General features: G+C 69.4%; 12 protein-coding genes. 5 read left to right on the top strand and 7 right to left on the bottom strand.

Annotated features, from left to right (window positions below; translation table 11 throughout):
• Nucleotides 1–332: 332 nt before the first annotated feature.
• From groL to M1M07_RS01155, 5 genes are all read right to left on the bottom strand, one after another.
• A complete protein-coding gene (groL, locus tag M1M07_RS01175) occupies nucleotides 333–1,955 on the bottom strand; it encodes a chaperonin GroEL (protein ID WP_197256008.1) in 1,623 nt (540 codons plus the stop codon).
• A gap of 290 nt (nucleotides 1,956–2,245) precedes the next feature.
• Nucleotides 2,246–2,776, bottom strand: coding sequence for a DUF6764 family protein (locus tag M1M07_RS01170; RefSeq protein ID WP_197256010.1), 531 nt, complete (start codon nucleotides 2,774–2,776; stop codon nucleotides 2,246–2,248).
• Nucleotides 2,777–2,908: 132 nt separating this feature from the next.
• Nucleotides 2,909–3,685, bottom strand: a complete 777-nt coding sequence (locus M1M07_RS01165) for an HAD-IIA family hydrolase (RefSeq protein ID WP_248673032.1) — start codon at nucleotides 3,683–3,685, stop codon at nucleotides 2,909–2,911.
• Between the two features lie 28 nt (nucleotides 3,686–3,713).
• Nucleotides 3,714–5,681, bottom strand: coding sequence for a molecular chaperone HtpG (gene htpG / locus M1M07_RS01160; RefSeq protein ID WP_248673031.1), 1,968 nt, complete (start codon nucleotides 5,679–5,681; stop codon nucleotides 3,714–3,716).
• Between the two features lie 99 nt (nucleotides 5,682–5,780).
• Nucleotides 5,781–6,581: an SDR family oxidoreductase gene (locus M1M07_RS01155; RefSeq protein ID WP_248673030.1), complete on the bottom strand. Its 801-nt coding sequence runs from the start codon at nucleotides 6,579–6,581 to the stop codon at nucleotides 5,781–5,783.
• 216 nt (nucleotides 6,582–6,797) lie between these two features.
• On the opposite strand from M1M07_RS01155, the gene M1M07_RS01150 reads away from it, so the two are divergent.
• From M1M07_RS01150 to M1M07_RS01135, 4 genes are all read left to right on the top strand, one after another.
• Entirely contained in the window at nucleotides 6,798–8,486 is a 1,689-nt protein-coding gene (locus tag M1M07_RS01150; protein WP_248673029.1) for a urocanate hydratase, read from the top strand.
• A 3-nt stretch (nucleotides 8,487–8,489) separates the two neighbouring features.
• Complete coding sequence (hutI, locus tag M1M07_RS01145; RefSeq protein WP_248673028.1) at nucleotides 8,490–9,671, top strand: imidazolonepropionase; 1,182 nt, start codon at nucleotides 8,490–8,492, stop codon at nucleotides 9,669–9,671.
• On the top strand, nucleotides 9,668–10,636 hold the full coding sequence (gene hutG / locus M1M07_RS01140) for a formimidoylglutamase (RefSeq protein ID WP_197256021.1): 969 nt from the start codon (nucleotides 9,668–9,670) through the stop codon (nucleotides 10,634–10,636). Before hutI ends, hutG begins: the two co-directional genes overlap by 4 nt.
• Nucleotides 10,637–10,746: 110 nt before the next feature.
• Nucleotides 10,747–11,988, top strand: coding sequence for an FAD-binding oxidoreductase (locus M1M07_RS01135; RefSeq protein WP_248673027.1), 1,242 nt, complete (start codon nucleotides 10,747–10,749; stop codon nucleotides 11,986–11,988).
• 18 nt (nucleotides 11,989–12,006) lie between these two features.
• Here M1M07_RS01135 and hutH read toward each other — a convergent pair whose 3' ends face one another.
• Both hutH and M1M07_RS01125 read right to left on the bottom strand, forming a co-directional pair.
• Entirely contained in the window at nucleotides 12,007–13,548 is a 1,542-nt protein-coding gene (gene hutH / locus M1M07_RS01130; protein WP_197256023.1) for a histidine ammonia-lyase, read from the bottom strand.
• Nucleotides 13,549–13,550: 2 nt separating this feature from the next.
• Nucleotides 13,551–14,156: a PadR family transcriptional regulator gene (locus M1M07_RS01125; RefSeq protein WP_197256024.1), complete on the bottom strand. Its 606-nt coding sequence runs from the start codon at nucleotides 14,154–14,156 to the stop codon at nucleotides 13,551–13,553.
• Nucleotides 14,157–14,254: 98 nt separating this feature from the next.
• On the opposite strand from M1M07_RS01125, the gene M1M07_RS01120 reads away from it, so the two are divergent.
• Nucleotides 14,255–14,420: DUF1707 domain-containing protein (locus M1M07_RS01120; RefSeq protein WP_248673173.1), on the top strand; the 166-nt coding region annotated here is incomplete at its 3' end.

The raw sequence follows: 14,420 nt of genomic DNA, 5'->3' as shown, positions 1-14,420 counted from the left end.
ACTCCTTTTCTAGCCGATGGCGGCGTCTCCTAGCCGATGGCGACGTCGCTGAAGCTGTCGAGAACCTGGATGAAGTCAGGGTTGGCGGCAGCCCACTGGAGCAGCAGAAGCAGCATGGATTCTCCCCTTGTTACTGAAACGAAATTTCGGACAGAAGGGTTATATCACTGTTTCAGCCCACAGGCAGCGCATCGACATGTTGTGAAGAATTCACAGAAAAATAGGTCGAACGGAATTGTTCACGTGTTTCGGACGGGGCTCGGTCAGCTAAAACGGGCGAAGCCCGACCCCACGGTGTGGGATCGGGCTTCGCGCGAGCTGGTGAGCCGGACTCAGAAGTCCATGCCGCCCATGCCGCCGGTCGGGTCCGCGACGGGCGCGGCCTTCTCCGGCTTGTCGGCGACAACGGCCTCGGTGGTCAGGAACAGGGCCGCGATGGACGCCGCGTTCTGCAGCGCCGAGCGGGTGACCTTGACCGGGTCGTTGATGCCGGCGGCGAGGAGGTCCTCGTACTCACCGGTGGCGGCGTTGAGGCCGCTGCCGGCGGGCAGGTTGCGAACCTTCTCCGCGACGACGCCGGGCTCGAGGCCGGCGTTGAACGCGATCTGCTTCAGCGGAGCCTCGAGGGCAACCTTGACGATGTTGGCACCCGTGGCCTCGTCACCCTCGAGCTTCAGGTCGTCGAGAACCGGAGCGGCCTGCAGCAGGGCCACGCCACCACCGGCGACGATGCCCTCCTCGACGGCAGCCTTCGCGTTGCGGACGGCATCCTCGATGCGGTGCTTGCGCTCCTTGAGCTCGACCTCGGTGGCAGCGCCGGCCTTGATGACCGCGACACCGCCGGCCAGCTTGGCCAGACGCTCCTGCAGCTTCTCGCGGTCGTAGTCCGAATCCGACGCCTCGATCTCGGCGCGGATCTGGTTGACGCGACCGGCGATGGCGTCGGGATCGCCCGCGCCCTCGACGATGGTGGTCTCGTCCTTGGTGACGACGACCTTGCGGGCCTTGCCGAGCAGCTCGATGCCGGCGGTCTCGAGGGACAGGCCGACCTCTTCGCTGACGACCTCGCCACCGGTGAGGATGGCGATGTCGGCGAGCTGGGCCTTGCGACGGTCACCGAAGCCCGGAGCCTTGACGGCGACCGACTTGAAGGTGCCACGGATCTTGTTCAGGACCAGGGTGGACAGAGCCTCACCCTCGACGTCCTCGGCGATGATCAGCAGCGGCTTGCCCGACTGGATGACCTTCTCGAGCAGCGGCAGCAGGTCCTTGACCGTGGAGATCTTGGAGCTGACGAGCAGGATGTAGGGATCCTCGAGCACGGCCTCCTGACGCTCGGCGTCGGTGGCGAAGTAGAGGGAGATGTAGCCCTTGTCGAAGCGCATGCCCTCGGTCAGCTCGAGCTGGAGGCCGAAGGTGTTGGACTCCTCGACGGTGATGACACCTTCCTTGCCCACCTTGTCGATGGCCTCGGCGATGAGCTCACCGATCGCGGGGTCACCGGCGGAGATGCCCGCGGTGGCAGCGATCTGCTCCTTGGTCTCGACCTCCTTGGCGGTGTCGAGCAGCTTGGCGGTGACGGCCTCGACGGCCTTCTCGATGCCGCGCTTCAGACCCAGCGGGTTGGCGCCGGCAGCGACGTTGCGCAGACCTTCGCGAACGAGCGCCTGAGCGAGGACGGTGGCGGTGGTGGTGCCGTCACCCGCGACGTCGTCGGTCTTCTTGGCAACTTCCTTGACCAGCTCTGCGCCGATCTTCTCGTACGGATCCTCGAGCTCGATCTCCTTGGCGATGGACACACCATCGTTGGTGATCGTGGGGGCGCCCCACTTCTTCTCGAGCACGACGTTGCGACCCTTGGGGCCCAACGTCACCTTGACAGCGTCGGCGAGGCTGTTCAGGCCCCGCTCGAGACCGCGACGGGCCTCTTCGTCGAACGCGATGATCTTGGCCATTGCGAAGTGATCCTCCGGATATCGGGGTGACACCTAGGACGACCGCTCGTCGGGTCGGCCCATTCACGGCTCGACCCGAGTCGGGTCGGTCCGTTCACAGGACGACCGCTCGTCGGGACGCCCCGTGTTGGCTCGGTCGGAAGCAGTGCCCGCGACGGACGACCAGGGGTGTCGATATTCCCGGCCTCACCATCCCGACCTGGCACTCACTCAGCGTGAGTGCCAACTGCATTTTTAGCACTCGGGTGTGGCGAGTGCAAGGGTCGCCACACCCGGTCGATGGGTACCGATCAGCGGCGCGTGGACCCCACACCGACCGCGCACCACTGACCCGACCCGGTGTTCACCGCGAACGACTGGGCACCGACGCACGTGACGCCGGTTTCGTCGGCGGTCGCACCCGATCCCCAGCCCGCGAGCGACAGGGTGATCACCGACGGACCCTGCGCCGACGAATGGCTCAGACCGCCACCGAGCGCGAAGGCAAACGAACGTCCGCCGTCCCGCGCGGCACTCAGCGCGGTGCCGAACCCGGTCGCCTGCGCCTCGGCCGCCCCGGCCGCGTTCGCGACCGACACCGCGGTGCCGCTGTCCGCCGCCGCCGCGCGGGCCGTGCTGCCGATCTCCGCCTTGGCACCGCAACTCGCGGTGTCCGACACGAGGATCTGATTCTCCGACGGCGGCGACACACAGGTCACCGGCGCAGCCGTCGCGGCACCCACTCCGAGCAGGGACGCGGCCGCCACACCCAGGGCGGCGACCACACCGGCACGCGCCGCGCGACGGCCGGGACGAACGGAGCGGAAGGAACGAATGATCAAGGCAGCTCCTCGAGAACTGGTTCGAGACTGATCGGATACCGGAGGAGAGACCCCCGGGGCGCGAGCGTATCCCGTCCCGAAAGGACCCGCCCGAGTGGGATGGGTCACAGCGCCCGACGGTGCCGGCGGCCGCTACAGCCGGTCCAGCAGGGCCGGAAGATCGGCGATCGAATCGATGACGTGATCGGGCCTGTCGACGGCCAGATCGAGCACCGACTGGCGGAACTTGCCCGTGCGCACGAGCACTCCGGACATCCCGAGCCGCTGCCCGGGGATCACCTCGGCGCCCAGATCGTCGCCGACCACGACGATGCGGTCCGCGTCGGTGCCCATCAATTCGGCGGCCTCGAGGAAACCCTGCATGGACGGCTTCCCGACCGCGACGACGCTGCGCCCCGACAGCTCCTCGAGACCCGCCAGGTAGGTGCCGGTGTCGAGGCGCAGACCGTCCGACGCCTGCCACGCGCCGGCCCGGTGCATCGCGACGACGGGCACCCCGTCGAGCATCAGTTCCGCGACCCGGCTCAGCGCCCGGTGCGTGAACTCGGGCCCGGCGCCACCGAGGACGACGACCTCCGGATCGTCGTCGTCGCGGACGACGCCGGCGAGATCGGCGTCGACGTTGCCGTGGTTGAGCAGCCAGCACCGGCGACCGGGATAGGTCTGCCGCAGGTATTCGGCGGTGAGCGAGGCGGCGGTGACGATCTCCGACTCGTCGACGGGCATGCCCAGTTCGGTGAGCCGGCCCGCGATCTCGGCGCGGGTGCGGGAGGTCGTGTTGGTGAGGAACGCGCGCGCGAGGCCGCGGTCGCGCAGACCCGCGAGCACGTCCGCGGCGCCGGGGACGGGGTCCCACGACAGGACGATCACGCCTTCGATGTCGAACAGAACCCCGTCCACGCCGCTCATGACGCCGAGCTTATCGGCCCGCGTCGCGCTACAGGCTGCGGGCGAGCTTGTCGGCGAGCAACCGCGCGAAGCGAGCCGGCTCGTCGAGTTCGCCGCCCTCGGCGAGCACCGCGGTGCCGTACAGCAATTCGGCGGTCTCGGCGAGCGCCGGGTCGTCGCTGCGCTGCTCGTGCGCGGTACGCAGACCGGTCACCAACGGATGGTCCGGGTTCAGCTCGAGGATCCGCTTCATCGGAGGCAGCGCCTGTCCCGATGCCCGGTACATGCGCTCGAGGGCGGGCGACATGCTGAACGTGTCACCGACGATGCATGCCGGGGACGTCGTCAGCCGCGACGACAGGCGCACCTCCTTGATGTGCTCGTCGAGCGTGTTCTTCAGCCATTCGAGCAGGTCCGCGAAGCCCTTCTCCTTCTCCTCGCGTTCCGCCTCGGCGGCCTTCTTCTCGTCCTCGCTGCCGAGGTCCACCTCGCCCTTGGCGATCGAGCGCAGCGCCTTGCCCTCGAACTCCGGCACCGACGACGTCCACATCTCGTCGACCGGGTCGGTGAGCAGCAGCACCTCGATGCCCTTGGCGCGGAACGCCTCCATGTGCGGGGAGTTCTCGAGCTGCTGCCGCGACTCGCCGGTCAGGTAGAAGATGTCCTCCTGGCCTTCCTTCATCCGCTCGACGTACTCGGCGAGCGTGGTCTGCGTCGCAGTCGCGTCAGGGTCGGCGCCGGCCTCCGTGCTCGCGGTGGAGTCGAACGACGACAGCGCCAGCAGGGTCTCGCGGTTGTCGGTGTCGGAGATCAGGCCTTCCTTGACGACGCGACCGAACTCCGCCCAGAACGTGCGGTACTTGTCGCGGTCGTTGGCGAGCATGTCCTTGATCGTGGACAGCACCTTCTTGGTGAGCCGGCGCCGGATCGCCCTGATCTGGCGGTCCTGCTGCAGGATCTCGCGAGAGACGTTGAGCGAGAGGTCCTGTGCGTCGACGACACCCTTGACGAAGCGCAGGTACTCCGGCATCAGCTCTTCGCAGTCGTCCATGATGAACACCCGCTTGACGTACAGCTGGACGCCGGACTTGCGTTCGCGCATGAACAGGTCGAACGGAGCGTGCGACGGAAGGAACAGCAGCGCCTGGTATTCGAAGGTGCCCTCGGCCTTCATCGGGATGATCTCGAGCGGGTCGTCCCAGGCGTGGGAGACGTGCCGGTAGAAGTCCTTGTACTCCTCGTCGGACACCTCCTCCCGGGAACGCGCCCACAGGGCCTTGCCGGAGTTGAGGGTTTCGGTTTCGACGACCGTCTCGACGACGGGTTCGCCGCCGTCCTCGGCGGGGGTGGTCTTCGTGCGTTCGATCTCCATCCGGATCGGCCAGGCGATGAAGTCCGAGTACTTCTTGACGATCTCGCGCAGCTTGCTCGGGGAGGTGTAGTCGTAGAGGTGGTCGTCGGCGTCCTCCGGCTTGAGGTGCAGGGTGACGGAGGTGCCCTGCGGCACGTCCTCGACGGCGGCGATCGTGTAGGTCGACTCGCCGCCGGATTCCCAGCGCGTGCCAGTCTCCTCCCCCGCCCGGCGGGTGACCAGGGTGACATTGTCGGCGACCATGAACGCCGAGTAGAAGCCGATGCCGAACTGGCCGATCAGTTCCTCCGACGCGGCGGCGTCCTTGGCTTCCTTCAGCTTGCGGCGCAGTTCCCCGGTGCCGGACTTGGCGAGTGTGCCGATGAGGTCGATCACTTCGTGGCGGGACATGCCGATGCCGTTGTCCCGGACGGTGAGGGTCCGCTTGTCCTTGTCGACCTCGAGGTCGATGTGCAGATCGGAGGTGTCGACCTCCAGGTCCTTGTTGTGGAACGACTCCAGTCGCAGCTTGTCCAGCGCGTCGGACGCGTTGGAGACGAGTTCCCGCAGAAACGTGTCCTTGTTCGAATAGATCGAATGGATCATCAGGTCCAGCAGCTGCCGGGCCTCGGCCTGGAACTCACGCTGTTCGACGTTTGTGCTCATTTTCGGTCCCCTTCGAAGCAGAACTGACGACCGTCGATCCTACTGATGACGGCAGGCAGCTTCGCTGCTCGTGTGCCTTTGTGGCGGTCAGGGGCGCCACTACGGCACACGGACGGATTCCGCCTCCGCGAAACAGCGGCGGAGCGAATCCATGCGCGCCTCGACGTGGGACAGATAGTGCGGGTGCGTGAGGATGTACGGAAGGTCGCGGGCGATGCCGTCGAGCACCCGCGCGCCGGCCTCCGCCGGGTCCATGCCGAGGCTGCCGTCGCCCTTGATGTGGGCGACGTTCTCGACCTGACCGCCCAGCCGGGTGGTGGTGCTGTCGAGGTTGGACCGGACCAGTCCGGGGCACAGCACCGACACCCCCACCCCGTGGGGCGCCATCTCCTGCCGCAGCGCCTCGGACATCGCCACGACCGCGCTCTTGGCCGCACTGTAGGCCCCGCGGCCCGGCGCACCCGCGGTCAGGGCCATCACGGACGCGGTGTTGACGATGTGGCCCCGCCCGCGGACGCGCAGGTCGGCCGCGAACGTGGAGATCCCGTTGAACACTCCCGTCAGGTCGATGTCGATGATCCGGTCGAACACCTCCGGGTCCAGGTCGGCGAAGTCCCGGCCGTTGAATCCGATTCCCGCGTTGTTGACAAGGATGTCGACGGGCCCGAACACCGCTTCCGACCGGGCCTTCGCCTCACGCCAGGCCGCGCGGTCGCGCACGTCGAGGTCGAGCCCGGCGAAGTCGTCCGGGCGGGTGGCGACGACCGCTTCGGTTGCCTCCCGGTCGATGTCGGCGATCGTGACACGCACCCCGGCGTCGGCGAGCGCCTCGGCGATACCCCTGCCGATACCACTGGCGCCGCCGGTGACGAATGCGTGGCGCGCGGAACCCAGGTCCACTTGCTTCCACCTCCTGCTGCGAAACCTCGACGAGAATGATGTTTCCGTAAAGCAGAACATCATTCTTGGCGATGGTCAAGCAGCTGCGCTGCCGGTGTGCCGAAATGGCGGTCGGAGGCGCCACTTCGGCACACCGGCGCCGAATCGGCGCTTCGCCACCGCATCACGGCACCGAGAGGGTGTAATCGGTACAGGCCCGAACACCGCGAGGTGATCATGACGAACCTGCCCGGCGCCCGGCCCGTCCGCGCTCCCCGCGGCCGCGACCTGCACTGTCGCGGCTGGCAGCAGGAGGCCGCGCTGCGCATGCTGATGAACAATCTGGATCCGGAGGTCGCCGAACGCCCCGACGATCTCGTGGTCTACGGCGGAACGGGGCGCGCCGCCCGTAGCTGGGCGGCGTTCGACGCGATCGTCGCCGCGCTCGAGACCCTCGCCGACGACGAGACCCTGCTCGTCCAGTCCGGCAAGCCCGTCGGGGTCCTGCGCACCCACGAGTGGGCTCCGCGGGTGCTGATCGCGAACTCGAATCTGGTCGGCGACTGGGCGAACTGGGAGGAGTTCCGCCGGCTCGAGGCGCTCGGTCTCATCATGTACGGGCAGATGACGGCAGGTTCGTGGATCTACATCGGCTCGCAGGGCATCCTCCAGGGCACCTACGAGACGTTCGGGGCGGTCGCGCGGAAGCTCGCCGCCTCGGGGCGCTACCCGGACAGCGGCGGCACCCTCGCGGGCACCCTCACCCTCACCGCGGGCCTCGGCGGAATGGGCGGCGCGCAACCGCTGGCGATCACGATGCACGACGGTGTCGCCCTGTGCGTCGACGTCGACCCGGCTCGCATCGAAAGACGCCTGGACCACGGCTATCTCGACGTGCGCGCCGACACCCTCGAAGCCGGACTCGAACTGGCGGTCGCCGCGCGCGAGGCCCGCACCCCGTTGTCGATCGGGGTGGTCGCCAACGCCGCCCACGCATTCCCGCGACTTCTCGAGCGCGGCGCGCCGATCGATATCGTCACGGATCAGACCTCCGCGCACGACCCGCTGTCCTACCTTCCGCTCGGGGTGGAACTCGAGGACTGGCACCGGCTGAGCGAGAAGGACCCGGCCTGGTTCACCGAGCAGGCACGCGCGTCGATGGCACGGCACGTCGAGGCCATGGTCGGATTCCTCGACCGCGGCGCCGAGGTGTTCGACTACGGCAATTCGATCCGCGACGAGGCCCGCAAGGGGGGCTACGACCGCGCGTTCGCCTTCCCCGGCTTCGTCCCCGCCTACATCCGGCCGCTGTTCGAGGAGGGGCGCGGCCCGTTCCGGTGGGCGGCACTGTCGGGCGACCCCGCCGACATCGCCGCGACCGATCGGGCGGTCGCCGAATTGTTCCCGGACAACACGCATCTGACGCGGTGGCTGCGCCTGGCCGGGGAGAAGGTGCAGTTCGAGGGTCTGCCGGCGCGGATCTGCTGGCTCGGGTACGGCGAGCGGCACCGGGCGGGCCTGCGATTCAACGAGATGGTGGCCTCCGGTGAGGTGTCCGCGCCGATCGTCATCGGCCGCGACCACCTGGACGCCGGGTCGGTGGCGTCGCCCTACCGCGAGACGGAGGCGATGGCCGACGGCTCCGACGCGATCGCCGACTGGCCGCTGCTCAACGCGCTGGTCAACACCGCGTCGGGAGCGACCTGGGTGTCGATCCACCACGGCGGCGGCGTCGGCATGGGCCGGTCCATCCACGCTGGTCAGGTCTGCGTCGCCGACGGCACCGAGCTCGCCGCCCGCAAACTCGAGCGGGTGCTCACCAACGATCCCGCGACCGGCGTGCTGCGGCACGTCGACGCCGGCTACGACAAGGCCGGTGAGGTCGCCGCCCGGCACGGCCTGCGCATCCCCATGCAGGAGCGGTGAGTCGTGACCTCGGGTCCGTGGACGCTGCTCGACGGCATCGGTGTCCTCGTCACCAACGATCCCGATATCGGGGTGGGCCGGCTGGGCCTGTTGCGAGACGCGGCGCTCCTGCTCGGGGACGGTGTCGTGCAATGGGTGGGCAGCAGCGGTCGGGAACCGCACGCCGACAATGTCTTTCGTCTCGACCTGGACGGCCGCACGGTACTTCCCGGATTCGTCGACAGCCACACGCATCCGGTCTTCGCCGGCGACCGCGCCGAGGAGTTCGCGTCCCGGATGGCCGGGCAGCCCTACACCGCGGGAGGTATCCGCTCGACGATCGCGGCGACCCGCGCGGCGACCGACGCGGAGCTGAACGCGACCGCGACCCGGTTGGTGACCGAGGCCCGCCGGTCGGGGACGACGACGATCGAATGCAAGTCCGGATACGGCCAGACCGTCGCCGACGAACTGCGCAGCCTGCGCCTGGCCGCGGCACACACGCCGGAGACGACGCTGCTCGCCGCGCACGTCACTCCGCCCGAATTCGACGGCCGCACAGACGACTACGTGCGCATGGTGATCGAGGAGATGATCCCTGCGTGCGCGCCCCACGCGAAGTGGATCGACGTGTTCTGCGAGCGCGGCGCGTTCGACGCCGACCAATGCCGCGCGGTGCTCAGCGCCGGTGTCGCGGCGGGGATGGTCCCGCGGGTGCACGGCAACCAGCTCGGTCCGGGCGAGGGCGTGCGGATCGCCGTCGAAACCGGCGCGGCGTCGGTCGATCACGTCACGCACACCAGCGCGGACGACATCGCGGCGCTGGCCGACAGCACCACGGTCGCAACCTTGCTCCCGGGAGCCGAATTCTCCACGCGGGAAACGTATCCCAATTCCCGACGACTGCTCGACTCCGGTGTGACGGTCGCGGTGGCGACCGACTGCAACCCCGGCACCTCGTACACGACGAGCATGCCCCTGTGCATCGCGCTGGCGGTACGCGAGATGCACATGAGCCCAGACGAGGCGGTGTGGTCCGCTACCGCGGGCGGAGCACACGCGCTGCGCCGCAACGATATCGGCGTGCTGAGACCCGGCTGCCGGGCGGATGTGATCGCGCTCGACGCCCCCTCGCACGTGCACCTCGCGTACCGGCCGGGCGTGCACCTCGTCTCGCACGTGTGGAAGGACGGAATTCGCCTATGATCCTGCGGACGGATGTGCCGGCGCAGTCGTGGACCGGCCGCGACGACGGCCCGGGCCGGGAGCACCTGCGCTGGCACGGTGCCGTCACGCCGTGGCCCGACGACCCGGAACCCGGGACTCCCGTATTGATCGGGTTCCGCAGCGACGAAGGCGTGCGCCGCAACCGGGGCCGGCCCGGTGCCGCCGACGGACCGGCCGCACTGCGCGCGGGGCTCGCGTCGCTGGCGGTGCCGCCGTCCGGACCGTCGACGGTGTACGACGCGGGCGACGTGGTCGTCGCCGGTGGCGACCTCGAGGGAGCACAGCGCCGCCTCGGCGCCGCGGTGACCACACTGCTCGACCACGGACACCCCGTCACGGTCCTCGGGGGCGGGCACGAGGTCGCGTACGGCACCTACCTGGGCATCGCGGGCAGCGCGGCCGTGCGTGACGGCGCGCGCTGCGGCGTGCTGAACCTCGACGCGCACTTCGACCTGCGGGCCGATGCGACACCGAGTTCGGGTACCCCATTCCTGCAGATGGCGCGCGAGGAGAAGTCGCGGGGTCGGGATCTGCGGTATGCGGTGGTGGGGATCGCGCAGCCGAGCAACACGACCGCGCTGTTCACGACCGCCTCCGAACTCGGGGTGCGATACCTGCTCGACGACGAGTGCCGCATCGCGCATCTGCCCGACGTCGAGACGTTCGTCGGCGAGTTCCTCGCGACGGTGGACCTGGTCCACCTGACCGTCGACCTGGACGTCCTCCCGGCCGCGATCGCGCCGGGCGTCAGCGCCCCGGCCGCGTACGGGGTTCCACTCGAGGTGGTCCAGCACGTGTGCGATCTGGTGGCGCGCAGCGGCCGGCTCGCCGTCGCCGAGGTCGCCGAGCTCAACCCGGCCTTCGACATCGACGACCGGACGGCGCGCACCGCGGCGCGCCTCGTGCACCGGATCGTCACCGGAAGACCCACCGGCACTCGCTAGAACCGGGACACGCCCCACGACCCGGGATCCGAGCCGATGTTCGCCGCCCCGGTCGCGCACACGCGTGCATGATGGAACCGGATGGGGCATTTCGGATACGGGAGTGCGTCATGACCGTTCGTCGGGTGATCGTCGTCGGTGCCGGTGTCGTCGGACTGTCCACCGCCTGGTTCCTGCAGGAGCGCGAGGTCGAGGTCACGGTGCTCGACCGCGAGGGTGTCGCCGCGGACGCCTCGTGGGGCAACGCGGGGTGGTTGGCTCCGGCGTTGACGCTGCCGCTGCCCGAGCCGTCGGTGCTGCGCTACGGACTGCGGTCGGCGCTGACTCCGTCGTCGCCGGTGTACGTGCCGCCGACCACCGACCTGCGGTTGCTCCGGTTCCTCGCCGGTTTCGCCCGCAACTGCACGCCCGGCCGCTGGCGTGCCTCGATGGCGGTGTTCGCGCAGGCCAACCGGGTCGCGCTGGACGCCTACGACGACCTGATCCGCGGCGGGCTCACCGAGCAGACCCGCACCGCCGATCCGTTCCTGGCCGCGTTCGTGTCCGAGTCGGATCGGCAGGGCCTGCTCGACGAGTTCGAGCACGTGCGGGCCGCCGGCGGCGAGGTCGACTACGAACTTCTCGATCGTGACACCGTGCGGTCGCTCGAGCCGCTGCTCGGCGAGGCCGTGCGAGTGGGGGTGCTGATCCGGGGGCAGCGGTTCATCGATCCGCCCCGCTTTCTCGCGGCCCTGGCCGACTCCGTGCGCGAACGCGGCGGTGAGATCGTCGAAGGGTTCGACACCGAGTCGGTACGTGCGCGCGCGGAGTCCGTGGAGGTCACCGGCCCGGACGGGCAGGCCTACTCGGCGGACGCGGTGGTGCTCGCGACGGGCGCGCGGCTCGGGGATCTGGCGCGGCCCTTCGGGGTGCGGACGATCGTGCAGGCCGGTCGCGGCTACAGCTTCAGCGTCCACCCCGCGGAACTGCCCAAGAATCCGATCTACTTTCCGACCCAGCGGGTCGCGTGCACACCGCTGCACGACCGGCTGCGGATCGCCGGGATGATGGAGTTCCGTAGCCCCGACGCCCCGTTCGATCCACGTCGAGTGCAGGCGATCATCGATGCCACCCGCCCGTTGCTCAGCGGAATCGATTGGTCCGCAACGAAAGAGGAGTGGGTTGGGTCGCGTCCGTGCACCGCCGACGGTCTGCCGCTGATCGGCGAAACCCTGTCGCCGCGGGTGTTCGTCGCGGGCGGGCACGGCATGTGGGGTGTCGCGCTCGGTCCGCTGACCGGCCGACTGCTCGCGGAGTTGATGGCGACCGGTATTCCGGATCCACTTCTGCGCCGTTTCGATCCCCTGCGATGAGTGTCGCCGGGTCGACCGTCACGGCAACGGACCGACGACCGCCTCGGCCGCGGCGACAAGTTCACCCGACGCGGCCATGGCCATCGCCTCGTCGATCTCCGGCGCGAGGTGCCGGTCCGTTCCGGGTCCGGGCACGCGGCGACGCAACGCATCCCGGACCGCCGCGGTGCCCGGCGCCGGGGTCAGCGGGGAACGAAGGTCCAACGCCCGTGCAGCGGTGAGAATTTCGATCGACAACACCCGCGTCAGTCCGTCCAGAGCGCGGCGAAGTTTGCGGGCCGCGGACCACCCCATCGAAACATGGTCCTCCTGCATCGCCGACGACGGAATCGAATCGACACTCGCCGGTGCCGCAAGTCTTTTCAGCTCCGCGACGATTCCGGCCTGCGTGTACTGCGCGATCATGTGGCCGCTGTCGACCCCGGGATCGTCGGCGAGGAACGGCGGCAGACCGTGGTTGCGCGCGACGTCGAGCAGCCGATCCGTGCGACGTTCGCTCATGCTCGCGACATCGGCCACGGCGATGGCAAGGAAATCGAGGACGTAGCCGAGCGGAGCCCCGTGGAAGTTGCCGTTCGATTCGATCCGGCCATCTGCAGTGACGACGGGATTGTCTATGGCCGAGCACAATTCGCGGCTCGCGACCTGTTCGGCGTGGGCGAGGGTGTCGCGGGCCGCACCGGCGACCTGTGGGGCGCAGCGCAGCGAGTACGCGTCCTGCACGATCGGGCAGTCGTCGGTGCGGTGGCTGGCGACGATCCCGGAGCCGGCGAGCAGGCGGGCCATGTTCGCCGCCGCGGTCGCCTGGCCGGGGTGCGGACGCAGCGCGATCAGGTCGGCGGCGAAGACCCGGTCGGTCCCGAGCAGCGCTTCGACGCTCATGGCCGCGGCGATGTCGGCGAGCCGCAGCAGGTCGGCGAGATCGCGGCACGCGAGCACGAGCATGCCGAGCATGCCGTCGGTGCCGTTGATCAGCGCCAGGCCTTCCTTCTCGGCGAGAACGACCGGCATGCATCCCGCCTCGGCGAGCGCCTCCACCGCGGGCAGGACGACACCGGCGCGGTCGCGAACCGTGCCCTCCCCGGTCAGCGCGAGCGCGACGTGCGCGAGGGGCGCCAGGTCGCCGGAACAGCCGAGACTGCCGTGCTCCGGCACGATCGGGGTGATCCCCGCATCGAGCATGGCCGCGTACGCGACGGCGGTGTCGACGCGGACGCCGGTGCGACCCGTCGCGAGGGTGGACAGGCGCAGCAGCATCATCGCCCGCACCACCTCCCGCTCGACCTCGGGGCCCGTGCCCGCGGCATGGGAGCGCACGACGCTGCGCTGCAGCCGGGCCCGGTCCTCGGCGGGAATGTGCCGGACGGCGAGGGCACCGAACCCGGTGGAGATGCCGTACACCGGCCGGGAGCCGCGGGCCAGCGCGTCTACGAGGGCTCGGCCGTCGGCGATCGCGGTGAGCGCCTCGTCGGACAACCGGACCGACGCGTCGCCGCGCGCGACCCGCACCACCTCGTCGGGGGTGACGGGTCCGATTCCGACGACGACCTCACCGGCCACTGCTACCTCCCGGATTCGCTTTCGAGGTCGTTGTGGGCTTCGAGGTCATTGTGGACGCCGTCCTCGCTCGGGGTGTCGCCTTTCGGGTTCGGGCCGGTCAGGCGGTCCCCGACGCGGTCGAACCAGTCGAGCACCGCGCGTTCGTAGAGCACGCCGAAGTCGAGGGTCGCTCCGAAGTAGGGGTCGATTCCGTCGAGCGCGGCGAGTTCTTCGTATTCGGAGAGGCGTTGTTCGTGGGCGGTGCGGTGGGCGGCGAGCATCTCGGCGAGACGCTCGGGCGGCAGATGGCCACCGAAGGCGACGGTCAGCAGCAGCGGGTACCGGATGTTCTCGGGGCCGGGTTCCCGGACGATCCAGTCCGCGAAGGCGCGACGGCCGGCGTCGGTGAGGGAGTAGGGCTTGCGGTCGCGCGGGCCCTTCTCCCCCGCCACGATCAATCCCGCGGTCTCCATCGCCGCGAGTTCCCGGTACACCTGGCTGGTCGTCAGGGACCAGAACTTGCCGATACGGTCCTGCGCGGTCGCGACCAGGTCCCATCCGGTCTTCGGGCCCTCGTGCAGGAATCCGAGCAGCGACGCCGCGGTCGCGTTGAGGGGACGGCCTGTCATCGCGGGTTCCTTCCGCCGAGGGGTTGACATTCCACTGTGGCATATCGCATGCTGGTTTACGCGACATTCCACAATGGAAGATCCTGGGAGGGATCCCGATGGACGCACTCGCCCCCGAAACCCCCATCGCCGGCCTCCGCATCTCCGACGCCGACCGCGAACGGCTCGTCCAGATCCTCGGCACCCATGTCGGCGCGGGCCGCCTGACCCTGACCGAGTTCGACGACCGCGTCGCGCAGGTCTACCGGGCCGTCACCGAGGACC

Source organism: Rhodococcus sp. HM1 (assembly GCF_023218075.1).
Classification (GTDB): Bacteria; Actinomycetota; Actinomycetes; order Mycobacteriales; family Mycobacteriaceae; genus Rhodococcus.
Note: the sequence above shows the minus strand (reverse complement) of the source record. Positions and strands in the feature narration are given on the sequence as shown.

Coding starts and splice junctions, on each gene's coding strand:
- groL (WP_197256008.1), bottom strand. CDS start 1,955: ATGGCCAAGATCATCGCGTTCGACGAAGAGGCCCGTCGCGGTCTCGAG.
- hutG (WP_197256021.1), top strand. CDS start 9,668: ATGATCCTGCGGACGGATGTGCCGGCGCAGTCGTGGACCGGCCGCGAC.
- M1M07_RS01150 (WP_248673029.1), top strand. CDS start 6,798: ATGACGAACCTGCCCGGCGCCCGGCCCGTCCGCGCTCCCCGCGGCCGC.
- htpG (WP_248673031.1), bottom strand. CDS start 5,681: ATGAGCACAAACGTCGAACAGCGTGAGTTCCAGGCCGAGGCCCGGCAG.
- M1M07_RS01125 (WP_197256024.1), bottom strand. CDS start 14,156: ATGACAGGCCGTCCCCTCAACGCGACCGCGGCGTCGCTGCTCGGATTC.
- M1M07_RS01135 (WP_248673027.1), top strand. CDS start 10,747: ATGACCGTTCGTCGGGTGATCGTCGTCGGTGCCGGTGTCGTCGGACTG.
- M1M07_RS01165 (WP_248673032.1), bottom strand. CDS start 3,685: ATGAGCGGCGTGGACGGGGTTCTGTTCGACATCGAAGGCGTGATCGTC.